Here is a 21,522-nt window from a genome sequence, read left to right on the forward strand (position 1 = left end):
TCACAACAAACGATTGTTTTGTGTTTCTGCGTGTTCGCGTCCACTGTGCGGTTCCCGAGTCACGGGCACCACCCCACCGTCGTTGTTCGACGGAGTTTGGGGGTTGCCTGGTTCTCGATAGTGTTTCGGTGGTCATAGCATGGGGGAAACGCCCGGTCCCATTCCGAACCCGGAAGCTTAGCCTCATAGCGCCGATGGTACTGCCCTGGAGACGGGGTGGGAGAGTAGGACGCCGCCGGACAACCATTCCGTCAGGGGATGGACCCACGCACCCACAAGGGTGCACAGGGTCCATCCCCTGACGCATTTCCGTGTGTTGACGCGGGCAACTTGCCGCGCCGGCGGCCCCCGCGGCTATCGTGGCGGTGTGAACGCAGATCTGACCCGCACCGGCGCGGGCTCCACCAGCAACCAGGCCGCAGACACCACCGACTCCGCGTGGCGCAGGGAGCACTTCGTCTCGCTGCTGCGGTTCGCCGAGGGTTCGATCCGCGAGGACGGCGCGGCCTGTTGGCTCGACGACGACGGCCGGCCCGACACCTCCCACCCGGTCGAGACCTGGATCACGTCGCGGATGGCCCACATCTTCGCCGTCGGGCACCTGCTCGGGGTGAGCGGTGCGGACCAGTACGCGGCCCGTGCGGTGGCCGGCCTGCAGGAGGTGCTCGCCGACGGCGAGCACGGAGGCTGGCTCGCCTCTCGCGGCGAGGGGGACGAGCTCGTCGGTACCAAGGAGGCCTACGCCCACGCGTTCGTGGTGCTGGCCGCCTCGACCGGCAAGGTCGCCGGCGTGCCCGGCGCCCCGGAGCTGCTCACGCAGGCTCTCGCGGTGCTCGACGCGCGCTTCTGGGAGCCCGAGCACGAGCTGCACCTCGACGAGCGTTCGCGCGACTGGTCGTCGACGTCCGACTACCGCGGGGTGAACGCCAACATGCACTCCGTCGAGGCGCTGCTCGCGGCGCACGCCGCCACGGGGGACCGGCTCTGGCTGGACCGGGCCGCAGCGATCGGCGACCGCGTGATCGCGTGGGCCGAGGCCAACGAGTGGCGTATCCCGGAGCACTTCGACTCCTCGTGGAGCCCCCAGCTCGAGTACAACGCCGACCGCCCACACGACCCGTTCAAGCCCTACGGCGCGACGCCCGGGCACGGGCTGGAGTGGGCCCGCCTGCTGCTGCAGGTCGACGCCGAGGCCGGCACCCCGGGGAAGCGCACCGCTGCGGCCGCGGCGCTGTTCGACCGTGCGGTCCAGGACGGCTGGGACGGCGAGCACGGCGGCGGGTTCGTGTACACGACGGACTGGGCGGGCACGCCGGTGGAGCCGCGCCGCTTCCACTGGGTCGCCGCAGAGGCGGTCGCCACGGCGAACGTGCTCGCACGGGTCACCGGCGAGGAGCGTTACACCGAGCTCGAGCGCGACTGGTGGGGCTGGATCCGGGAGCACCTGGTCGACACCGAGCGCGGGTCGTGGCACCACGAGCTCGACACGGAGAACCGGCCGTCGGGGCGCACCTGGGTGGGCAAGCCCGACGTCTACCACGCGGCCCAGGCCGCGATCCTCTCCGAGCTGCCGTTGACGGGATCCTTCGCGGCCTCGGCGCAGCAGGCGGGCCAGATCCTGGCGTGACTCGTGCCGGCGGGCGAGGGCGCAGCCCCGCCCGCCGACCGCGGTGCGCGCTCCCGGTGCGCTCCGGGAGAGAATGGGGCCCATGAGGATCTCCGCACGAGCCGACTACGCCGTCCGTGCCGCCGCAGAGCTGGCGGCCGTAGACCAGGACGGACCTGTGCGCGCCGAGACCCTGGCTCGCGCGCAGGACATCCCGCACCGCTTCCTCGAGGGGATCCTCAGCGACCTGCGCCGCGACGGCCTCGTGACGAGCCACCGCGGCGCCGGCGGCGGGTACCGGCTGGCGCGTTCGGCCGACAGCATCACCATCGCGGACGTCGTGCGGGCCGTGGACGGGCCCCTGGTGTTCGTCCGCGGCAACCGCCCGTCCGACCTGGAGTTCCAGGGCCCGGCAGCGCCGCTGCTGCACGTCTGGGTGGCGCTGCGCGCCAACGTGCGGGCCGTCCTCGAGGCGGTGTCGCTCGCCGACCTGGTCTCCGGGAGCCTGCCCGACGACGTCCGGGCGCTGACCGAGGGCGAGTCCGCCTGGTCGAACTCCTGAGCCGATCGCGCCGGAGTCCCCACGCGCCGGAGTCCACATCCTGAGATCTCGCCGAACGAGATCCGATACGGAATCGCACGATCCGAGGCACTGACGAGCACCGGCTCCTCATGCGCACTTATCCGATGCATGAGATCCTTGTTGTTTCCGACCGGGTTGGATGGATACTTGGACGGGGCCGCGCGTTCGCGGCCCTTGCCGCATCCCCCGGACTTGGAAGGCAACGACCATGAGAACCCTGATCCTGCTGGCGCTCGTCGGCCTCGGCGCGCAGCTGGTGGACGGCAGTCTGGGCATGGCCTACGGCGTCACCTCGACGACCCTGCTGCTCGCGATCGGCACCAACCCCGCCGCGGCGTCGGCCACGGTGCACCTGGCCGAGATCGGCACCACGCTCGCCTCCGGCGCCTCCCACTGGCGCTTCGGCAACGTCGACTGGAAGGTCGTCGCCAAGATCGGTATCCCCGGCGCGATCGGCGCGTTCGCGGGTGCCACGTTCCTCTCGTCGCTGTCGACGGAGGTGGCCGGCCCGGTCATGTCGGTGATCCTGCTGCTGCTCGGCCTCTACGTGCTCGTGCGCTTCACGGTGCGCGGCCTGCCCGTGCGCTCGGACAAGCCGCTGCGCAAGCGGTTCCTGGCCCCGCTCGGCCTCGTCGCCGGCTTCTTCGACGCCACCGGTGGCGGCGGCTGGGGACCCGTCGGCACGCCTGCGATCCTGGCCAGCGGCCGGATGGAGCCCCGCAAGGTGATCGGCTCGATCGACACCAGCGAGTTCCTCGTGGCCGTCGCGGCCAGCGTCGGCTTCTTCTTCGGCCTGGCGGGCGAGGGCATCGACTTCACCTGGGTGCTCGCCCTGCTCGTCGGTGGCCTGATCGCCGCGCCGATCGCCGCCTGGCTCGTGCGGCACGTGCCGCCGCGCGTCCTGGGTTCCCTGGTGGGCGGCGTCATCGTCCTCACCAACACCCGCACGCTGCTGCGGAGCGACTGGATCGATGCGTCCGACCCCGTGAAGATCCCGATCTACGTGGTGATCTGGCTGGGCTGGGCGGCCGCCGTCTTCTGGTCGTTCCGGGCGCACCGCCAGGCCAAGGCCGAGGAGGAGACCGCGAAGCAGGAGCCGGAGGCCGATAGCGTGTCGGCATGACGCTCGACACGGCCGCGGTGATCACCATCTCCGACCGCTGCGCACGCGGCGAGGCGGAGGACCGGTCCGGCCCCACGGCAGTGTCGCTGCTGCGGGCCGCCGGTCTCACCGAGATCCGCACCTACCTGGTGCCCGACGGCGTCGAGCCGGTCCGCGACGTGCTGCGGACCGCGCTCGACGCCGGCGCGCGTCTCGTGGTCACCACCGGCGGCACGGGGATCACGCCGCGCGACCTCACGCCCGAGGGCACGCGGGACGTGCTCGACCAGGAGATCCCCGGGATCGCCGAGGCGGTGCGGCAGCAGGGCGTGGCCGCCGGGGTGCCCGCCGCGGTGCTCTCCCGCGGGCTCGCCGGCGTGGCCCGTGCGGCCGACGGCACGCGCGCGCTCGTCGTGAACCTGCCGGGATCCTCCGGCGGCGTGCGCGACGGGCTCCAGGTGCTCCTGACGCTCTGGCCGCACGTGCGAGGGCAGCTCGAGGGCGCGGACCACTAGCCGGTCCTGGGCGGTCAGCCTCCGGCGAACGGGGGCAGCACGTCCACGGTGACGCCGTCGGAGATCTCCGCGGCGTCGTCCGTCGCGCGGGCGCCCGCGACCAGGAGCGCGCAGCGCGGCAGCACGTCGGTGAGGCGCGGGTGCGCCCCGGCGAGGGAGTCACGCAGGGCGGCCACCGTCGTCGGGCCGCCGAGCTGTTCCGTGGTGACCCCCGCGGCCTCGCGGGCCCCGGCGAAGTAGCGCACGGTGATCATCGCTCGCGCACCCAGTCGCCGGACTTGCCGCCGGTCTTGCGCTCGAGCCGCACGTCGGCGAGCGAGACGGACTTGTCCAGGCCCTTCACCATGTCGACGACGGCGAGGCCCGCGACCGCCACCGCCGTGAGCGCCTCCATCTCGACCCCGGTGCGGTCGGCCGTGCGCACCGTCGCAAAGATCGTGACGCCCTCGTCGGTCACCTCCAGGTCGACCGCGGCACCGTGCACGCCGATGACGTGCGCCAGGGGGAGCAGCTCGGGCGTGCGCTTGGCGGCCGCGATGCCCGCGATCCGGGCGACCGCCAGGACGTCGCCCTTGGGTACCGCGCCGTCGCGCAGCGCGCGGACCACCTCGGGCGCGCAGCGCACCCGGCCCGAGGCCGTCGCGGAGCGGATGGTCGGCTGCTTGGCGGTGACGTCGACCATGCGGGCCTGGCCGCGGTCGTCGAGATGGGTGAAGGTCACGCCACCAGGGTGCCATGCCGCCCGTTCGACTGTCCGAACTATCCGAACTGTTCTAAGGTAAGCGTTCTCGGAGTCATGAAGCGGCTCCAGGTCCTACTGGATCTGGGAGGTTCACATGTCCGCCGAAACGACGCACGCCCTGACCCTGGTGGACGGGGCTGGAAGCGACACCCTGCCCGAGCTGCCGAAGGTCTCGGCGGCTGATCTGGCAGAGGCCCTCGGCATCGGGACCAACCTTCTGATCGGCCGGTACCGCGTCGGCCTGGCGACAGGCGACTGGTGGTGGTCCGACGAGGTCTACACCATGCACGGCTGGCGACGGCACGAGGTGGAGCCCGGGCTCGACGCCCTGCGCTCCCGCAAGCACCCGGACGACCGTGCGCGCGTGGTGCGGGCCGCCGGCGAGTCGCTGCGGCTCGGGCGTCCCTTCGCCTGTGCGCACCGCATCGTCGACAAGAACGGGCGCTCCCGGTCGGTGGTCGTCATCGGCCAGGCGCAGCGGGGAGCAGCGGGCGAAGGTCCCGTCGTGGCCGGCTACGTGCTCGACGTGACGCCCGTGCAGAAGGAGGCGCTGAACCGCCGTGCCACCGGCGCGGTCAACCGCGCCTTCGTGAGCCAGGCCGCCATCGAGCAGGTCAAGGGCGTGATCATGGTGGTGCGCGGGGTGGACGAGGCGACCGCAGACACCGTCCTGCGCGAGCGGGCGAGCGCGGCCGACGTGCCGGTGCGCCTCGCGGCCGACCAGGTGATGGCCGCGCTGCGCGCCGACACCGAGAAGACCGGCATCACCCCGGCCGCACTGACGCACGCGCTGGACGCCGTCCAGTCCGTGGGGCGGCCGCGCCGGCACGACGCGCTGCTGACCCGCAAGCCGCGGCGTACGAAGAGCTGAAGCGGTCAGAGCGCCGCGCGACGGGCGGCGATCCGGAGAGCGGCCGAGTGCGCTCCTCTGGCGGCCATACGCTTCGCGAACACCGCGGTCCCCGCCGCGACGGCAGCGAAGACGGTCGCCTGCACGAGGTCGAGCTCCGGGTCGTCCGCCTTGCTCGGGGCGTCGTTGCCGGTGACGCCCTTCCAGATCATGCTCACCGCCTTCTGCGCGACCCAACCGGCCGCGAGCGTGAGGGCGAGCGTCCCGACCTTCTCCACGAGTGTCTGTTCCGTCTCAATCTGCGCCACCTCTACACCGTAGCCCGGTACGGCCCACTAGGCTGAACAGGAAACGACAGGGGAGCGCCCCGACGGCGCTGAGAGTGCGGAGAACCGCAGACCCTTGAACCTGATCCGGTTCACACCGGCGGAGGAAGTCGAGGCACGATGTTGCGTCTTTCCGGTGCCCACGGGGGCACCACCCAGCGACGAGTCCAGCTCGGCACGGTCGGCACCGTGGCCGTGACGCTCCTGGTCGCCGGCTGCGCCGGCGGCACCGGGGCGGACGACGGCGGGGCGGGCGGCTCGGCGTCGTCCGGCACCGTGACCCTGGTGACCCACGACTCCTGGGCGATCGACGAGAAGCTCGTCGACCGGTTCGAGGAGGAGTCCGGCCTGACCGTCGAGGTCAGCGCCGCCGGCGACGCGGGCACCCTGGTCAACCAGCTCGTGCTCACCAAGGACGCCCCGCTCGGCGACGCCGTGTTCGGCATCGACAACACGTTCGCCTCGCGCGCGCTCGACGCCGGGGTGCTCGAGGAGTACACGCCGGCGGACCTGCCGGAGGGCGTGGAGCAGGCGGGTGGCGCGCTCACCGCCGTCGACCAGGGCGACGTGTGCGTCAACGCCGACGAGGCGTGGTTCGAGAAGGAGGGCCTCGAGGTCCCGGCGACGCTCGAGGACCTGGCCGACCCCCGGTACCGCGACCTGCTCGTGGTGACCAACCCGGCCACCTCGTCGCCGGGCCTCGCCTTCCTGCTCGCCACGATCGGGGCTTTCGGCGAGGACGGGTACGAGGACTACTGGGCCTCGCTCGTGGACAACGGCGTCAAGGTCGCCGACTCGTGGGAGGACGCGTACTACGTGGACTTCTCCGGGGCGGGCGAGGGCGGACAGCGTCCGCTGGCGCTGTCGTACGCGACGTCGCCCGCGTTCACGGTGACCGAGGACGGTACGGAGTCGACCACCAGCGCGCTCCTGGAGACCTGCTTCCGGCAGGTCGAGTACGCGGGCGTGCTGGCGGGCAGCGACAACCCCGAGGGCGCGCGCGAGCTCGTCGACTTCCTGCTGACCGCGGACGTCCAGGCCGGCCTCCCGGAGTCGATGTACATGTACCCGGCCGACCCCGCCGTCGGCCTGCCGGAGGACTGGCAGCGGTTCGCACCGCAGGCCGAGGCGCCGTTCGAGGTGGACCCGGCCGACGTGAGCGAGCACCGCGACGAGTGGATCGAACGGTGGACCGAGACCGTCGTGGGCTGAGGCTCCGGCCCGCGCACCTCCTGTGGGCGGCGGCCGTCGCCGTCCCCCTCGGGTTCCTGGCGGTCTTCTTCGCCTGGCCGGTCGTCGCCCTCGTGGCCCGCGGGTTCGCGCCCGAGGGCACGCTCGACCTCAGCGGGTTCACCGAGGTGCTGTCCCGGCCCCGCACGTGGCGGCTCGTGGGGCTCACCCTGACGCAGGCGGCGCTCGGCACGGCCTTCTCCGTGCTGCTCGGCCTGCCGCTGGCCTACCTGCTGTACCGCCGCTCGTTCCCCGGGCGCACCCTGGCGCGCGGTCTCGTCACCGTGCCGTTCGTGCTGCCCGCCGTCGTGGTCGGTGTCGCGTTCCGCACCCTGTTCGCGCCCGGCGGCACCCTGGGCTTCCTCGGCCTGGAGGAGTCGCTCGCGGGCATCGTCGTGGCGCTCGTGTTCTTCAACGTGTCCGTGGTGGTGCGCACCGTGGGCGGGCTGTGGGAGCGGCTCGACCCCCGCACCGAGCAGGCGGCGGCCTCGCTGGGCGCCTCCCCGGCCCGCGTGCTGCGCACCGTGACGCTGCCCGCCCTCGCGCCGGCCGTCGCGTCCGCGGCGTCCGTGGTGTTCCTGTTCTGCGCCACCGCGTTCGGGGTGGTGCTCGTGCTGGGCGGCGTGCGGTACGGGACCGTCGAGACCGAGATCTGGACCCGCACCACCCAGTTCCTCGACCTGCGGTCGGCCTCGGTGCTGTCGGTGCTGCAGCTCGTGGTCATCACGGCGGCGCTCGCGGCGTCCGCCCGGGCGCGCAGCCGGCGCGAGGCGGCGCTCCGCCTCGTCTCGGCACGCCGGACCGCCCGGCCGCTGTCCTGGCGGCGGGCCGGGGACATGGCCGCTGCCCTCGGCGGGGTCGTCATCGTCGGCGGACTGCTCGTGCTGCCGCTCGCCGGGCTGGTCGCACGGTCGTTCCGCGAGCCCGACGGGTCGTGGGGCCTCGGCAACTACGTCGCGCTCGGCACCACCGGCGAGCGCAACGCGCTGGTCGTGACGGTCTGGGAGGCGACCGCGACGTCGCTGCGGACCGCGCTCGCTGCCACGGTGCTCTCCCTGGTGGTGGGCGGACTGGTCGCGCTCGTCGTGTCCCGCCGGCCGCGGGCGGCAGGGGCGCGCCGCGCCGTCGGGGTGCTCGACGGGCTGTTCATGCTGCCGCTCGGGGTCTCCGCCGTGACGGTCGGGTTCGGGTTCCTCATCACGCTCGACCAGCCCGTGCTCGGCGTCGACCTGCGGACCTCCGGGCTGCTCGTGCCGGTCGCGCAGGCGGTCGTCGCCGTGCCGCTCGTCGTGCGCACCGTGCTGCCCGTGCTCCGCGCCGTGGACCCCCGGCTGCGCGAGGTCGCCGCGGTGCTCGGCTCCGACCCCGGCCGCGTGCTGCGTACCGTGGACCTGCCGATCGCGCTGCGGTCGCTCGGGCTGGCCACCGGGTTCGCCTTCGCGGTCTCGCTCGGCGAGTTCGGCGCCACGTCGTTCCTCGCGCGGCCCGACGGCGCCACGCTGCCCGTGGTGATCTACCGCCTCGTGGGGCGGCCCGGGGCCGAGAACTACGGGATGGCGCTCGCGGCGTCCGTGGTGCTCGCGGTGCTGACCGCGACCGTGATGATGCTGGCCGAGCAGCTGCGCGACGAGCGCGCCGGAGGGGAGTTCTGATGGCGGGCCTGGAGGTCCGGGACGTCGTGGTCCGCTACGGCGGCACGACGGCGGTGGACGGCGTCTCGCTGGCCGTCGCGCCCGGCGAGGTGGTGGCCCTGCTGGGGCCGAGCGGCTGCGGCAAGTCGTCGCTGCTGCGCGCGGTGGCCGGGCTGGAGCCGCTCGCGCGGGGCACCGTCGCGTACGAGGGCGCGGACCTCGCCGGCGTGCCCGTGCACCGGCGCCGGTTCGGTCTCATGTTCCAGGACGGCCAGCTCTTCCCGCACCGGGACGTGGGGCGGAACGTCGCCTACGGGCTGGAGACCCAGCCCCTGAGTCGCGCGGAGCGGGACGCCCGCGTGACCGAGCTGCTCACCCTGGTGGGTCTCGCCGGCTACGAGCGCCGGGCCGTGCCGACGCTGTCGGGTGGGGAGCAGCAGCGCGTGGCCCTCGCGCGGGCGCTGGCACCGCGGCCACGGCTCCTGCTGCTGGACGAGCCGCTCTCCGCGCTCGACCGGCAGCTCCGTGAGCGGCTCGCGAACGAGGTGCGGGCCGCCCTGGTCGAGACGGGCACGACCGCGGTGTTCGTGACGCACGACCACGCCGAGGCGGCCGTCGTGGCCGACCGGGTCGCCGTCATGGACCGGGGCCGGCTGCTGCAGGTCGCCGCGCCGGACGAGCTGCGCAGCGCCCCGGCGTCCGACCGCGTGGCGGAGTTCCTGGGCCTGCGGGGCTGACGCCGTCCCCGCACGCCGTGGACCCCAGGACGAGGCGGGGCGGTACCGCAGGCCGATGACGGCCGCCCGGCCTCCCGCCAGGCTTCCTCCAGGCACGACGGACGTGCCGACAAGGAGGGGAACGACATGGCTGAGAACGCAGCTGTCCGGAGCCCGTGGCCCGCGTGGACGGTGCCGCTCGCGGCGGCCGTGGCGGCGCTGGCGGTCTGGCTGATCGGCGTCGCGCTCGGCGTCGAGCCCGAGGCACGGGCCGGCGGGAGCATCCAGGCCGTCACCGTGCCCGCGGTCCTGGCCACCGCGCTCGCGGCGGGCTTCGCGGGATGGGGCGCGCGGGCGCTCGTGGCGCGGTTCGTGAAGGGCGGCGGGGAGACGGTCTGGTTCGTGCTGTGCGCCGTCGTGTTCCTCGGGTCCCTCGTGGGGGCGGCGGGCGGGACGACGCCGGGTGCGGTGGCGCTGCTCGTCGTGCTGCACCTGACCGTCGCCGTGGTCGTGGCGGTCGGGCTGCGGCGTGCGGTGCCGGCCGCCGTCCGCGCGCGGGGCGCGAACGCGTAGCGGCAGGCGTCAGCGGGGCTGGGCGCCGAAACCCGTCGCGCCCCACGGTGACCGGGGCGGGTGCGGGCGGCGTGCCAGGAACGTCACCCGCGCCTGCTGCATGAGCCACACCAGGTACTGGCGCTGCTGCTCCAGGCCGTGCGGGTCCAGGTCGCCCTGCGCCCCGGCCCGCTGGTGCAGCAGCGCCAGCTCGGTGGCGGCCTGCTGGTAGTCGGTCATGGCGCGCTCCGCCGGGCGCCCGCCCGCGGCCCGCGCCCAGCTTCGCGCCGCCCGGCGGCCGGGCAGGCTGGACAGCATCCGCAGGTCGTCCTGCGTGACGATCCCGATGGGCCCGTACAGGGGCAGGTAGTGCCCGATGAGCTGGACGATCCGGCGGCGGTCGCGGGCCAGGATCACGACGAGTGCGACGAGCACCGCGAACCCGACCAGGTAGGCGCCCGCGAGGCCGAGCACCCCGAACTTGGTGGAGCCGTTCCACAGGCTGTGCAGGACGATCGCGCCGAGCAGGCCGTACAGGGGCGCCCGACGGCGCAGGCGGCCGGGCCCGGCCAGCGCGGCCACCGCCACGCCGATCCCCGTCATCGCCGTGCACAGGGGGTGCAGCAGCGGCGACACCACGGCGCGCAGCACGAAGACGTAGCCGAGCTGGTCCACCTCCAGCGCGTCCACGAAGTACTGGATGTTCTCCGTCGCGGCGAACCCGAGGCCCACCATCGCGGCGTAGATGACGCCGTCGGTGGGGCCGTTCAGCTCCTGCCGGCGCCACCACAGCATGCCGAACAGCACCAGACCCTTGAGCAGCTCCTCGACCACGGGGGCGCCGAACGTCGCGACGAGGTACCAGCCCGCCTCCTCGCCGGTCATCTCGGTCTCCGTGAGCAGCGACAGGCCGAGCGTGTTGAGGATGCTCGCGAACAGGGCCGCGACGCCCGCACCCCACAGGAACGCGAACACCAGGGCGTTCGGGGGCTCCGGCTCGAGCCGGTCCAGCGCGAGCACGAGCGGCAGCCACACGGCCACCGGCAGCAGCGCCAGCAGCAGGCCGACGACGAACGACCCGCCGCCCGTGACCGCGTCGAACGCGAGGATCACCAGCAGGCACAACGAGGCGAAGACGATCCCGACGATCACCCCGACCGGGGCACGTCCGGGCGCACGCCCCTGGAGGATCGCACTGGGATCGATGGCCATGCCCAGGAACCCTACCGACTCGGCCCCCGCGACGGCGGGCGAACGCGCGGGCCCGGCTACGCTGACGCCGTGCCCCCACGTGTCGCTCTCGAGCTCGCAGTCCAGGACCCGGCCGGGGCGGTGATCGCGGCAGACGTCGGCGCCCGGCGCGTCGAGCTCTGCACCGCGCTCGGCGCCACCGGCGGCATCACGCCGAGCGCGGCGCTCGTCGAGGCGGTGGTCGCCGCCGCCGCGGTGGTCCCGGCGTCCGACGCCGCGCCGCTCCTCGAGGTGCACGTGCTGGTGCGGCCGCGGCCCGGCGGGTTCGTGTACTCGGCCGCCGAGACCGACCTCATGCTGCGGGACGTCACGCTCGCCGTCGACGCGGGGGCGGACGGCGTCGTCGTCGGTGCGCTCACGCCGTCCGGTGCCGTGGACGTGCCGCGGCTGCGCGACCTGGTCGACGCCGCCGAGGGCGCCGAGGTGACGTTCCATCGCGCGATCGACGTGGTCCCGGACCCGGTCGCCGCCCTCGACGTGCTCGCCGGGGCGGGGGTCGCCCGCGTGCTCACCTCGGGCGGCGCGGCCCGCGCGGGCGAGGCGCTGGAGCGGCTGGCCGCGCTCGTGGAGCGCAGCGCGGGGGTGGGCATCGAGATCATGGCGGGTGGCGGCGTCACGGCCGCGGACATCCCCGCCCTGGTCGCCGCGGGCGTCGACGCCGTGCACCTCTCGGCCCGGCGCACCGTGTCCGACGCCGGAGGCCCGGGCGGCGGGGGCGACACCGGCTACGAGGTGACGGATCAGACACTGGCCGAGGCTGCGGCGAGCGCCCTCCGCACTACGGTTGACCTATGACCTCCGAGCCGGCCCGTGTGCCTGTCGACGCCACCACAACCCCCGCCTGGGGTTCGCTCACCGAGCTCTCCGCGAACCTCGTGCCCGACCTGCGCGGCTGGTTCGCCGCGGACCCGGACCGTGCCGGCCGCTTCACGCACCAGGCCGCCGACCTGCACGTCGACCTGTCGAAGAACCTGGTGACGGACGAGGTGCTCGCGGCCCTGCTCGCGCTCGCCGACGAGGTGGGCCTCGTCGCGCGCCGCGACGCGATGTTCGCGGGCGAGCACATCAACGTCACCGAGGACCGCGCCGTGCTGCACACCGCGCTGCGCCGCCCGTCCGACCAGCCCCTGACGGTGGACGACCAGGACGTGTCGGCCGACGTCGCCGACGAGCTCGCCAAGGTGTACGCCTTCGCCGAGAAGGTGCGCTCCGGCGAGTGGACCGGTGTCACGGGCGAGCCCGTGCGGACCATCGTGAACATCGGCATCGGCGGCTCGGACCTCGGGCCGGTCATGGCGTACGAGGCCCTGGAGCCCTACGTCCAGGACGGCCTGGAGGTGCGGTTCGTCTCCAACATCGACCCCACCGACGTGGCGCAGAAGACGGCCGACCTGGACCCGACCACCACGCTGTTCATCGTGGCCTCCAAGACGTTCGGCACGCTGGAGACCCTCACCAACGCGCGGCTCGCGCGCGACTGGCTGTGGCGCTCGCTGGTGGCCGCCGGTGCGATCGAGGACTCCGAGGAGGGCCGCTCCGACGCCGTCGCGAAGCACTTCGTCGCGGTCTCGACGGCGCTGGACAAGGTCGCGGCGTTCGGCATCGACCCCGCCAACGCGTTCGGCTTCTGGGACTGGGTGGGCGGCCGGTACTCCGTGGACTCGGCGATCGGCACGTCGCTCGCCGTGGCCATCGGGCCCGACGCGTTCGCCGACTTCCTCGCCGGGTTCCACGCCATGGACGAGCACTTCCGCACCGCGCCGCTCGACGAGAACGTGCCCGTGCTGATGGGGCTGCTCAACGTCTGGTACACCAACTTCCGCGACGCGCACACGCACGCCGTGCTGCCGTACGCGCAGCAGCTGCACCGCTTCCCGGCGTACCTGCAGCAGCTCACCATGGAGTCCAACGGCAAGTCGGTGCGCTGGGACGGCACGCCCGTCACCACCGGCACCGGCGAGGTCTTCTGGGGTGAGCCGGGCACCAACGGGCAGCACGCGTTCTACCAGCTCATCCACCAGGGCACGCGGCTCATCCCCGCGGACTTCATCGCCGTGGCCAACCCTGCCTACCCGCTGGCGGACGCCGTGGGCGACGGCGGCGCGGTGGAGGCCGGCGCCGACGTGCACGGCCTGTTCCTCGCGAACTTCTTCGCGCAGACCAAGGCGCTCGCATTCGGCAAGACGGCGGACGAGGTACGCGCGGAGGGCGTGGCCGAGGAGCTGGTCTCGGCCAAGGTGTTCAGCGGCAACCGGCCCACCACGTCGATCCTCGCGCCCGCGCTGACGCCGTCGGTGCTGGGGCAGCTCGTGGCGCTGTACGAGCACATCACGTTCGTGCAGGGCGTGGTGTGGGGCATCGACTCGTTCGACCAGTGGGGCGTCGAGCTCGGCAAGAAGCTCGCGCTGGAGATCGCCCCGGCGGTCGCGGGCGACGAGGCGGCCCTCGCGGCGCAGGACCCGTCGACGGCCGCGCTCATCGCGCGCTACCGCGAGCTGCGCGCCTGACCGCGCCGGTGTCAGACATACAGGCCGCTCCGGCGACCTGTACGTCTGACACGGGTCAGGGGGTGGTGCGCACCAGGTCCGTGACCAGCGCGCGGAGCAGCGCGGTGCGGTCGGCGACCCGGTCGACGAGCACGTGCTCGTCGTCGGCGTGCGCCCCGCCGCCCACGGCGCCCAGGCCGTCGAGCGTGGGCGTGCCGACGCCGGCCGTGAAGTTCCCGTCGGAGGCCCCGCCCACGGCCACGCCGGTGAGGGGCGGCAGGCCGGCGCCCGCGGAGAGCCGCTGAGCCCGGGCGAACAGGTCCGCGGACAGCGCCTGCTCCAGCGGCGGGCGGTTGATGCCGCCCTCGATCTCGAGCGCGGCCCCGGGCAGCACCGGCCGCAGCGCCCGCAGTGCGGTGTCGACCCGCACCTGCTCGGCGACGGTACGGGCCCGCACGTCCACGGCGAACGACGCGGCGGCGGGCACGGTGTTGCCCGTGGTGCCCGCCGCGGCGACGGTCGGCACCACGGTGGTGCCGAGCCCCGGGTCGCCCAGGGCGGCGACCGCGAGCACCTGGTGCGCCAGCTCCACCGACGCGTTCACGCCCTTCTCGGGCTCCAGGCCGGCGTGCGCGGCGCGGCCCTTGACCACCACCTCGTAGATCGAGGTGCCCTTGCGCTCCAGCTTGAGCGCGCCGCCGTCGGCCGAGGCCTCCAGCACCAGGGCGGCGCGCGCCCCGCGCGCCTCGTCCTCGATGAGGGTCCGGGACGACGGCGAGCCGAGCTCCTCGTCGCCCGTGACCAGCAGCGTGACACCGGTGCGGTCGTCGAGCGACGCGAGCACGTGCAGCGCCATGGCCAGGCCCGTCTTCATGTCGAAGCTGCCCGGCCCGCGCAGCACGCCGTCCGTGATCCCGAACGGGTGCGTGCGCAGCGAGCCGACCGGCCACACGGTGTCGTGGTGCGCCAGCACCAGCACGCGCGTCGGGCCGCCGAGCCGCCACCGCAGGTGGATGCCGAGGCGTTCGGGCTCTGTGCCCAGCAGCTCCGTGCCGAGCCGGGCCACCAGGTCGGCGGACCGCGCCAGGGCGTCCGGGTCCGACGACGGCGACTCGCACTGGACGAGCGTCCGCAGGTCCTCGATCAGCGCGTCGGTGTCGGGCAGGTCCGGGTTCTCGTCGATCGCCATGCCAGCACGCTATCGGGCCGGCGCCAGCCGGGTGTCGGGCGACCGGACGACGCGGGTGAGAGGATTCTCATCCGGATGAGCGGGCTACCGCGGCGCCGGGCTGCGAGGATGACGAGGTGAACACGCACCTCGACCTGCTGACCGGCGAGTCCGCCGCGGGGCTTCTCGACGCCGCCGTGGCGACCGCGGGCGGCGAGCTCGTGGACTGGCGCGTGCGGCAGGTGGACCACCGGCCGGGCTCGACCACCACGGTGGCCTACCGGGCGACGGTGCGGTGGGACGGCGTGACGCGCTCCGAGACGCTCGGTGCGAGCGTGGGCCGGTCCCGGGACGGCAGCAAACCGGGCGTGGTCACGCTGTCGGACGGCGATGCCACCGTCGCGGTGTGGCGCTTCCCGGACGACCCGGCGCTGCCTGCCCTGCCCGGCGCGTTCGACCCGGCGGCCGTCGAGGAGCTGCTGGCGGGGCTCGGCGTCGGGCACCAGGCGCGTGCGCACCCGGAGCTGAAGGTGCGCGCCTACCGGCCCACCCGGCGCGCGGTGCTCGAGGCCCGGGCCGCCGCGGCCCGCGTCTTCCTCAAGGTGCTGCGCCCCCGCAAGGTCGCCGACCTGCACCGGCGGCACGAGCTGCTGTCGCGTGCGGGCCTGCCCGTGCCGCGGCCGCTGGGCTGGTCCGACGACGGCCTGCTCGTGCTGTCCCCGCTGCGCGGCACGGAGATGCGGGCGGCCGTCCGCGACGGGGCCCGGATCCCGTCGCCGGACGACGTGCTGGACCTGCTCGACCGGCTGCCCGCCGAGGTCCGCGACCTGCCGCGGCGCCCGGCGTGGAGCGAGTCGGCCGGGCACTACGCGGGCGTCATCGGGGCGGCGCTGCCGGCGGAGGCCGGACGTGCGGCCGACCTCGCGGGCGCCGTCGGGGAACGCCTCGCGGAGCGCGGGCCGGGCACCGACCCGACGCATGGCGACCTCTACGAGGCGCAGATCATGCTCACGGACGGCCGCATCACGGGGCTGCTCGACGTCGACTCGGCGGGTCCCGGGCACCGGGCGGACGACCTGGCGTGCCTCGTGGCGCACCTCGACGTGCTGTCCCTCGTGCGGCCGTCCGACGCCGCGCAGGCCACGTACGCCGCCCGGATGCGCCGTCTCGCTGCCGACTACGCGGCCGCGTTCGTGGCCGCGCCGGCGGGCCGCGGAGCCGACCGGGGCGATCTCTCGGCGCGTGTCGCCGGGGTGCTGCTGTCGCTGGCCACCGGTCCGCACCGGGTGCAGGAACGGGACTGGCAGGCCGCGACGTCGCGTCGCCTGGACGCGGTGGCGGCCTGGCTCGACGGGTCGCGGCTCGCCGCGGGCGTGGGCAGCGCGTGAGAGCGGGCGGCGCATGAGCCTGCGCCGGCCCACGGTGCGGGCCAAGGTCGTGGCGGTGGTCGTGGCGGTGACCGCCGTGGGCCTGTTCGGGGCGGGTCTGCTCACCCACGCCATCCAGACCCAGCAGATCATGGACGACATCTCCGAGGACTTCGACCAGGAGATCCGCGAGCTGCAGCGGCTCGCCTCCGACGGCGTGGACCCCGACACGGGCGAGCCGTTCCGGGGCGCCGGCCGCCTGATGAGCGTGGCCATGGAGCGCAACGTGCCGGGCAGCGACGAGATGTTCGTCAGCTATCTCGACGGCGAGCTCCAGCAGTCCAACCCGCCCACGTCGTCGCGCGTCGTGGCGGAGAGCGACGTCGTCCAGGACGTCGTGGACGGCCTGACACCACAGTCCGGGCGCACCGTGCAGCGCGAGATCGACACCGAGATCGGCCGCGTGTGGTTCGTCGTCGTGCCCGTGACGGTGCCCGACCGCCAGGAGGTGGGCGCCTACGTCCTGGCGTCCGCCCTGGACCGGGCGCTCGACGCCGAGTACTCGGTCATGCGCACGTACGCGATCGTGTGCTCGGTGGCGCTGGTGCTGCTCGGCCTGTCCGCGTGGATCGTGATCAGCCGCCTGCTGCGGCCGCTGCGCCAGCTCAGCGCCACCGCCACGCGGGTCACCGAGACCGACCTCGCCCAGCGCGTGCCCGTCGCCACCGAGGACGACCTCGGCGACCTCGCGGGCGCGTTCAACACCATGCTCGACCGGCTCTCCACCGCCATCGAGACGCAGCGTCGCTTCCTCGACGACGCCGGGCACGAGCTGCGCACGCCGCTGACCGTGCTGCGCGGCCACCTCGAGGTGCTCGACCCCGACGACCCCGCGGACGTGCGCGAGACCCGCGACCTGCTGCTCGACGAGACCGCCCGGATGGGCCAGATCGTCGAGGAGCTCGTGCTGCTCGCCCGGTCCGAGCGGTCCGACTTCGTGACCCCGGCCCCCGTGGACCTGGGCCGGCTCACCGACGACGTGCACGACAAGGCGCGCGCCCTCGGCGCACGCCGCTGGGTCGTGGACGCGCGGGCCGACGTCGAGGTGGTCGCCGACGCGCACCGCCTCACCCAGGCGGTGCTGCAGCTCGCGGACAACGCCGTGAAGTTCACCGGCCCCGACGACGAGGTGGGCATCGGCACGGAGGTGGTCGGGCGCCGGGTGCGGCTCTGGGTGCGGGACACGGGTCCGGGCGTGCCGCCGGACGAGGCGGAGCGCATCTTCGACCGGTTCGCGCGGGGCGGCGACACCGGTGGCGTGCCCGGCTCGGGCCTCGGCCTCGCGATCGTGCGCGCCATCGCCCAGGGGCACGGCGGCGACGTGGCGGTGGAGCGGCCGGCCGGCGGCGGCGCGCGGTTCGTGATGACGTGGCCGGCGACCGGGGAGGCACCGTGAACCAGATCCTGATCGCGGAGGACGAGGAGCGCATCGCGCAGTTCGTGCGCAAGGGGCTCAAGGCGCACGGCTTCCAGCCCACCGTGGTGGCCGACGGCGCCTCGGCGCTCGCGCACGCCATGTCCGGTGGCTACGACCTGATGGTGCTGGACATCGGGCTGCCCGTGCTGGACGGGTTCACCGTGCTGCAGCGGCTGCGCGACGTCGGCTCGACGCTGCCCGTGGTGATCCTCACCGCGCGCGACTCGCTGTCCGACCGGGTGGCCGGGCTCGAGGGCGGCGCGGACGACTACATGTCCAAGCCGTTCGGCTTCGACGAGCTGCTCGCGCGGATCCGGCTGCGGCTGCGGCGGGCCACGGCCGAGGGCGCCGCGCCGGACCGGCTGGAGCACGGCGGCGTCAGCCTCGACCTGCGCACCCGCACCGCGACCGCGGCCGGCCGCGAGGTGGAGCTGTCGGCGCGGGAGTTCGCGCTCGCGGAGGTCTTCCTCCAGCATCCCGGGCAGGTGCTGTCCCGCGAGCAGCTCCTGTCACGGGTGTGGGGGTACGACTTCGACCCCGGGTCGAACGTGGTGGACGTGTACGTGCGCTACCTGCGCAAGAAGCTCGGCGCGGACCGGATCGAGACGGTGCGCGGCGCCGGCTACCGGTTCCGGGGCTGAACATGAGAGCCGTCTCATCTGCGTCTCCTCGTCGCCTCATGCGGGGATCCCAGACTGGAGTCAGAAGGCATCCAGCCCGGGTGCCGCGAGACCGGAGGTGACGACATGAACCCGTCGACCATCAAGAAGCGCTGGGCCATCGTCGGAGCGGCTGCCGTGATCGGCGTCGCCGGCGCGAGCACCGCGGCGGCGCTGAACGACCCGGCCCCGCGCACGGAGGCCTCGGCGGCCGTGGCGCTCGACGCCGGGCCGTCCGACGGTCCCACGCCCGCCTCGACGGCCGACCCGTCGCCGGAGTCGGCGGACTCGCCCAACGAGTCGGCGCGCGACACCGCGGGCTCGGCGCAGTCGGCGGACTCGCCGGGTGACGCGAACTACGACCCGTCGCCGGAGTCGGCGGACTCGCCCAACGAGTCGGCGACCGACACGGCCGGCTCCGCGCAGTCGGCCGACTCGCCGGACGACGCGAACTACGTCGACGACCAGGACGACGACGGCAACACCCCGGCGGACAACACCCCGGACGACCGCGACGACGACCGCGACGACGACTGACCGACCACCTGTCAGACCCCCAGGCCACCCCGGTGACCTGGGGGTCTGACACGTCCGGGGGCATACCCAGGAGCAACCTGGCGCGCCTACACTGCGCGCGTGACCCGTACCCCCCATCGTCCGCGGATCGCGATCTGCGGCATGGCCATCGAGTCCAGCACGTTCTCCCCGCACCGCTCGGGCTGGGAGGCGTTCACCCTGCTGCGTGGCAACGAGCTCGTCCGGCGGTACCCGTTCCTCCGGGACGGCGCACCCCTGCGCCGCGAGGCCGAGTGGGTGGGGGTGCTGCGGGCGTCGGCCTTCCCGGGCGGCCCCGTCCTGACCGACGTCTACGAGTCGGTCCGGGCCGAGATCGGCCTGGCCCTGGAGGCGCAGGGGCCGTTCGACGGGGTGCTGCTCGACGTCCACGGTGCGATGTCCGTGCTCGGGTACACCGACGCCGAGGCGGACCTCGCGCGGGCGGTGCGGGACGCCGTCGGGCCGGACTGCCTGGTCGCCGCCACGATGGACGTGCACGGCAACGTCTCCCGCGAGCTGGCCCGGGCGGTCGACCTCGTCTCGTGCCACCGCACGGCCGCGCACGAGGACGACGACGAGGCGCGCGAGCGCGCCGCCACCACCCTGCTGCGCCGCGTCGACCACGGAGGCCGGCCGCACAAGGCCTGGGTACAGGTGCCCGTGCTGCTGCCGGGGGAGCGCGTCAGCACCCGCCGGGAGCCGGCGCGCGGGATCTACGCGGACGTCGCGCGGGTCGCGGAGCTCGACGGCGTGCTCGACGCGTCGCTGTGGGTCGGGTACGCGTGGGCGGACGAGCCGCGGTGCCGGGCCGCCGTCGTCGTCACCGGCGACGAGCCCGACGTGCTGGTGCGCGAGGCCGGGCGCCTGGCGCGGCGGTACTGGGACGCGCGCGACGAGCTCGGGCCGGTCGCACCCGCCGGGACCTACGAGGAGTGCCTGGCGGCGGTGCTGGCGGGCGACGCGCGGCCGTTCGTGCTGTCGGACTCGGGCGACAACCCCATGGCGGGCGGCGCCGGCGACGTCACCTGGACCCTCGCGCGCCTGCTCGACGAACCCGTCTTCGCCCTACCGCCCGAGGCCGGCGGACGCACGGGGATCTACGCGTCCCTGCCCGACGCCGAGGCCGCGCGGACGGTCGCGGACGCCGGGGTGGGCGCCCGCGTCGAGGTCGGGGCCGGGGCCCGGGTCGACGCCGCGCACCACGGCCCGGTGACGCTCCGGGGCGTGGTGGAGCACGTGCGGACGGACGACCCCGTGGCCGGCATCGTGTGCGTCGTGGCGGTCGGCGGGCTCCGGGTCGTGCTGACCGAGCGCCGCCGGCCCTACCACCTGGAGTCCGACTTCACGGCGCTCGGGCTGGACCCGCGCGGCACGGACGTCGTCGTCGTCAAGATCGGCACCCTCGAGACCGAGCTGCACGACATGGCCGAGGACTGGATGCTCATGCTCACGCCGGGCGGCGTGGACCAGGACCTGTCGCGCCTGGGCCACCACCGGCTGGGCGGGCCGGTCCACCCCTTCTCGTCCCCCGGGTCCTACGACCCGGAGCCCGAGCTGCTGTGATCAGATCGCGCCCTGGAAGTTCGCGCAGCCGCCGGCCGGCACGAATCCCAGCGCCACGTTGATCGCGAGCATGTGCGGGTTCTCCTCGTTGTTCCACGTGTAGATGCGCCGGGCGCCGGGCCGCAGCCGCGCGTGCTCGCGCAGGTTCACGGCCTTGACCAGCATGCCGAGCCGGTGCCCGCGGTGTGCCCGGAGCACCACCGTGGCCTGCTGGTCGGTGTGGTCGGGCTTGAGGTCGTTCCACCGCAGCATGCTCAGCGCCACGAGCTCGCCGGTGGCCACGTGCTCGGCGGCCGTCACCACGTACTGGTCGCCCTTGGCCGCGACGGCCGCCTCCTCGAGCCGGATCCGGTCGGCGTCCCACACGTCCGACTCCATGTCGAGACCGCCGCGCGGCTCGTCGTCGGACAGCGCCTGCTCGAGGGCGGCGTACTGCTCGATCCACGCCTCCGGGGTGGGCGCCGTCCACGTGTGCACGCGGTACGCGTCACCCGCGACGGCCCGTGACTCCGCCTCGAACCGCGACACCACCTCGGGCGCCACCGGCAGGTCGAGCCGCGAGCGGCGCTCGACGAGCTGGAGCGTCAGGCCCAGCTTCTGCGCCAGTACGACGCCCGGCAGGTCCGCCGCGACGACACCGCTGCCCGACGCCGGGGTCAGCGTCTCGCCCGCCGGACGGCCCGGCCCGAAGTCGAGGTACCCCATGAACGACGTCCGGCCCTCCGCCCGCGCGGTGTCGAGCGCCCACCGGGCCAGGGCCGCGCCGATGCCCTGCCGCCGGTGCTCCGGGTGCACCGTGACGGACCCGAACGCGAGCTCCCGGTTGGCCCGGACCTGCAGGAACAGCACGCCCTCACCGATCACGCGCGGGCCGTCGGGCCCGTCCACCACGGCGACCTGCCGCACCTTGCGCACGTACTCCTGGTTGTTCGCGCCCACCAGGATGCCGATCGCCGTCGGGGCGGCGTCCGCGTTGCCCAGGTCGGCCGTCTGGGCCGCGACGTGCAGGTCGGCGATGCCCCGGTACGCCCAGGCGTCGGCGTCGTCGAGCGACGCCGGGTGCGGCGGGGTGACGAGCCGCCACGCCGACGTCGCCGGGGCGGGTACTGCCGAGGATGTGCTCATGGGTCCAGGGTGCTCCCG

22 protein-coding genes, 1 rRNA gene and 1 riboswitch are annotated in these 21,522 nt (G+C 74.3%); of the genes, 17 read left to right on the top strand and 6 right to left on the bottom strand.

Annotation, left to right across the window (positions count from 1 at the left end; translation table 11 throughout):
• Nucleotides 1-124: 124 nt before the first annotated feature.
• The 5 genes from rrf (at nt 125) to APR03_RS18390 (ending at nt 3,806) form a co-directional block, all read left to right on the top strand.
• Nucleotides 125-241: ribosomal RNA gene (gene rrf, locus APR03_RS18370) — 5S ribosomal RNA — on the top strand.
• Between the two features lie 126 nt (nt 242-367).
• Complete coding sequence (locus tag APR03_RS18375; protein ID WP_253837914.1) at nt 368-1,627, top strand: AGE family epimerase/isomerase; 1,260 nt, start codon at nt 368-370, stop codon at nt 1,625-1,627.
• Nucleotides 1,628-1,709: 82 nt separating this feature from the next.
• Nucleotides 1,710-2,168, top strand: a complete 459-nt coding sequence (locus APR03_RS18380) for an RrF2 family transcriptional regulator (RefSeq protein WP_253837916.1) — start codon at nt 1,710-1,712, stop codon at nt 2,166-2,168.
• Between the two features lie 229 nt (nt 2,169-2,397).
• Nucleotides 2,398-3,312, top strand: a complete 915-nt coding sequence (locus tag APR03_RS18385; RefSeq protein ID WP_253837918.1) for a sulfite exporter TauE/SafE family protein — start codon at nt 2,398-2,400, stop codon at nt 3,310-3,312.
• A complete protein-coding gene (locus APR03_RS18390) occupies nt 3,309-3,806 on the top strand; it encodes a MogA/MoaB family molybdenum cofactor biosynthesis protein (protein ID WP_253837919.1) in 498 nt (165 codons plus the stop codon). Before APR03_RS18385 ends, APR03_RS18390 begins: the two co-directional genes overlap by 4 nt.
• A 14-nt stretch (nt 3,807-3,820) precedes the next feature.
• On the opposite strand, the gene APR03_RS18395 is transcribed toward APR03_RS18390, so the two are convergent.
• Nucleotides 3,821-4,060, bottom strand: coding sequence for a MoaD/ThiS family protein (locus APR03_RS18395; protein ID WP_253837921.1), 240 nt, complete (start codon nt 4,058-4,060; stop codon nt 3,821-3,823).
• Nucleotides 4,057-4,527 (bottom strand): cyclic pyranopterin monophosphate synthase MoaC, encoded by a 471-nt coding sequence (gene moaC, locus APR03_RS18400; protein WP_253837923.1) that lies wholly within the window; start codon nt 4,525-4,527, stop codon nt 4,057-4,059. The genes APR03_RS18395 and moaC overlap by 4 nt, the downstream gene beginning before the upstream one ends.
• A gap of 115 nt (nt 4,528-4,642) precedes the next feature.
• Here moaC and APR03_RS18405 point away from each other — a divergent pair, with 115 nt between their 5' ends.
• Nucleotides 4,643-5,419: a PAS and ANTAR domain-containing protein gene (locus APR03_RS18405; RefSeq protein WP_253837926.1), complete on the top strand. Its 777-nt coding sequence runs from the start codon at nt 4,643-4,645 to the stop codon at nt 5,417-5,419.
• A 5-nt stretch (nt 5,420-5,424) separates the two neighbouring features.
• On the opposite strand, the gene APR03_RS18410 is transcribed toward APR03_RS18405, so the two are convergent.
• Nucleotides 5,425-5,706 carry a DUF4235 domain-containing protein gene (locus tag APR03_RS18410; protein ID WP_253837928.1) on the bottom strand — a complete coding sequence of 94 codons (282 nt, stop codon included), beginning with the start codon at nt 5,704-5,706 and terminating at the stop codon, nt 5,425-5,427.
• 38 nt (nt 5,707-5,744) lie between these two features.
• A riboswitch (TPP riboswitch) is annotated at nt 5,745-5,850 on the top strand.
• Between APR03_RS18410 and APR03_RS18415 the strand changes: the two genes are divergently transcribed.
• From APR03_RS18415 to APR03_RS18430, 4 genes are all read left to right on the top strand, one after another.
• The gene (locus APR03_RS18415) at nt 5,845-6,936 is read left to right on the top strand and encodes a thiamine ABC transporter substrate-binding protein (protein ID WP_253837930.1); all 1,092 of its coding nucleotides are present in this window, start codon (nt 5,845-5,847) and stop codon (nt 6,934-6,936) included. (Overlaps the previous riboswitch by 6 nt.)
• Complete coding sequence (locus APR03_RS18420) at nt 6,912-8,606, top strand: ABC transporter permease (RefSeq protein ID WP_253837932.1); 1,695 nt, start codon at nt 6,912-6,914, stop codon at nt 8,604-8,606. The genes APR03_RS18415 and APR03_RS18420 overlap by 25 nt, the downstream gene beginning before the upstream one ends.
• Nucleotides 8,606-9,322, top strand: a complete 717-nt coding sequence (locus APR03_RS18425) for an ABC transporter ATP-binding protein (protein WP_253837934.1) — start codon at nt 8,606-8,608, stop codon at nt 9,320-9,322. Before APR03_RS18420 ends, APR03_RS18425 begins: the two co-directional genes overlap by 1 nt.
• A gap of 126 nt (nt 9,323-9,448) precedes the next feature.
• Complete coding sequence (locus tag APR03_RS18430) at nt 9,449-9,874, top strand: DUF6069 family protein (RefSeq protein ID WP_253837937.1); 426 nt, start codon at nt 9,449-9,451, stop codon at nt 9,872-9,874.
• Between the two features lie 9 nt (nt 9,875-9,883).
• Here the strand turns inward: APR03_RS18430 and APR03_RS18435 are convergent, their stop codons facing one another.
• Nucleotides 9,884-11,065, bottom strand: a complete 1,182-nt coding sequence (locus tag APR03_RS18435) for a PrsW family intramembrane metalloprotease (protein WP_253837939.1) — start codon at nt 11,063-11,065, stop codon at nt 9,884-9,886.
• 69 nt (nt 11,066-11,134) lie between these two features.
• On the opposite strand from APR03_RS18435, the gene APR03_RS18440 reads away from it, so the two are divergent.
• Both APR03_RS18440 and pgi read left to right on the top strand, forming a co-directional pair.
• A complete protein-coding gene (locus APR03_RS18440; protein WP_253837941.1) occupies nt 11,135-11,899 on the top strand; it encodes a copper homeostasis protein CutC in 765 nt (254 codons plus the stop codon).
• Entirely contained in the window at nt 11,896-13,611 is a 1,716-nt protein-coding gene (gene pgi / locus APR03_RS18445; RefSeq protein WP_253837943.1) for a glucose-6-phosphate isomerase, read from the top strand. The genes APR03_RS18440 and pgi overlap by 4 nt, the downstream gene beginning before the upstream one ends.
• A 55-nt stretch (nt 13,612-13,666) precedes the next feature.
• Here pgi and APR03_RS18450 read toward each other — a convergent pair whose 3' ends face one another.
• Entirely contained in the window at nt 13,667-14,779 is a 1,113-nt protein-coding gene (locus APR03_RS18450) for a M20 family metallopeptidase (RefSeq protein ID WP_253837945.1), read from the bottom strand.
• A 116-nt stretch (nt 14,780-14,895) separates the two neighbouring features.
• On the opposite strand from APR03_RS18450, the gene APR03_RS18455 reads away from it, so the two are divergent.
• The 5 genes from APR03_RS18455 to APR03_RS18475 all read left to right on the top strand — a co-directional run bounded on the left by APR03_RS18455 (nt 14,896) and on the right by APR03_RS18475 (nt 20,379).
• Nucleotides 14,896-16,146 (top strand): phosphotransferase, encoded by a 1,251-nt coding sequence (locus tag APR03_RS18455; protein ID WP_253837953.1) that lies wholly within the window; start codon nt 14,896-14,898, stop codon nt 16,144-16,146.
• 13 nt (nt 16,147-16,159) lie between these two features.
• On the top strand, nt 16,160-17,581 hold the full coding sequence (locus tag APR03_RS18460; protein ID WP_253837955.1) for a sensor histidine kinase: 1,422 nt from the start codon (nt 16,160-16,162) through the stop codon (nt 17,579-17,581).
• Complete coding sequence (locus tag APR03_RS18465) at nt 17,578-18,243, top strand: response regulator transcription factor (protein ID WP_253837957.1); 666 nt, start codon at nt 17,578-17,580, stop codon at nt 18,241-18,243. The genes APR03_RS18460 and APR03_RS18465 overlap by 4 nt, the downstream gene beginning before the upstream one ends.
• Nucleotides 18,244-18,348: 105 nt before the next feature.
• Nucleotides 18,349-18,798, top strand: coding sequence for a hypothetical protein (locus tag APR03_RS18470; protein ID WP_253837959.1), 450 nt, complete (start codon nt 18,349-18,351; stop codon nt 18,796-18,798).
• Between the two features lie 99 nt (nt 18,799-18,897).
• Nucleotides 18,898-20,379, top strand: coding sequence for a M81 family metallopeptidase (locus tag APR03_RS18475; protein ID WP_308216518.1), 1,482 nt, complete (start codon nt 18,898-18,900; stop codon nt 20,377-20,379).
• On the opposite strand, the gene APR03_RS18480 is transcribed toward APR03_RS18475, so the two are convergent.
• Nucleotides 20,380-21,504: a GNAT family N-acetyltransferase gene (locus tag APR03_RS18480; protein WP_253837961.1), complete on the bottom strand. Its 1,125-nt coding sequence runs from the start codon at nt 21,502-21,504 to the stop codon at nt 20,380-20,382. It abuts the gene before it with no gap.
• Nucleotides 21,505-21,522: the final 18 nt, after the last annotated feature.

The organism is Promicromonospora thailandica, assembly GCF_024171955.1.
GTDB classification, from domain to species: domain Bacteria; phylum Actinomycetota; class Actinomycetes; order Actinomycetales; family Cellulomonadaceae; genus Promicromonospora; species Promicromonospora thailandica.

Bases quoted from the DNA above. Each gene is read 5' to 3' on its own strand.
- APR03_RS18470 (WP_253837959.1), top strand. From the start codon at position 18,349: ATGAACCCGTCGACCATCAAGAAGCGCTGGGCCATCGTCGGAGCGGCT.
- APR03_RS18390 (WP_253837919.1), top strand. From the start codon at position 3,309: ATGACGCTCGACACGGCCGCGGTGATCACCATCTCCGACCGCTGCGCA.
- APR03_RS18385 (WP_253837918.1), top strand. From the start codon at position 2,398: ATGAGAACCCTGATCCTGCTGGCGCTCGTCGGCCTCGGCGCGCAGCTG.
- APR03_RS18405 (WP_253837926.1), top strand. From the start codon at position 4,643: ATGTCCGCCGAAACGACGCACGCCCTGACCCTGGTGGACGGGGCTGGA.
- APR03_RS18460 (WP_253837955.1), top strand. From the start codon at position 16,160: ATGAGCCTGCGCCGGCCCACGGTGCGGGCCAAGGTCGTGGCGGTGGTC.
- APR03_RS18380 (WP_253837916.1), top strand. From the start codon at position 1,710: ATGAGGATCTCCGCACGAGCCGACTACGCCGTCCGTGCCGCCGCAGAG.
- APR03_RS18450 (WP_253837945.1), bottom strand. From the start codon at position 14,779: ATGGCGATCGACGAGAACCCGGACCTGCCCGACACCGACGCGCTGATC.
- pgi (WP_253837943.1), top strand. From the start codon at position 11,896: ATGACCTCCGAGCCGGCCCGTGTGCCTGTCGACGCCACCACAACCCCC.
- APR03_RS18415 (WP_253837930.1), top strand. From the start codon at position 5,845: ATGTTGCGTCTTTCCGGTGCCCACGGGGGCACCACCCAGCGACGAGTC.
- APR03_RS18430 (WP_253837937.1), top strand. From the start codon at position 9,449: ATGGCTGAGAACGCAGCTGTCCGGAGCCCGTGGCCCGCGTGGACGGTG.
- APR03_RS18435 (WP_253837939.1), bottom strand. From the start codon at position 11,065: ATGGCCATCGATCCCAGTGCGATCCTCCAGGGGCGTGCGCCCGGACGT.
- APR03_RS18425 (WP_253837934.1), top strand. From the start codon at position 8,606: ATGGCGGGCCTGGAGGTCCGGGACGTCGTGGTCCGCTACGGCGGCACG.
- APR03_RS18395 (WP_253837921.1), bottom strand. From the start codon at position 4,060: ATGATCACCGTGCGCTACTTCGCCGGGGCCCGCGAGGCCGCGGGGGTC.
- APR03_RS18480 (WP_253837961.1), bottom strand. From the start codon at position 21,504: ATGAGCACATCCTCGGCAGTACCCGCCCCGGCGACGTCGGCGTGGCGG.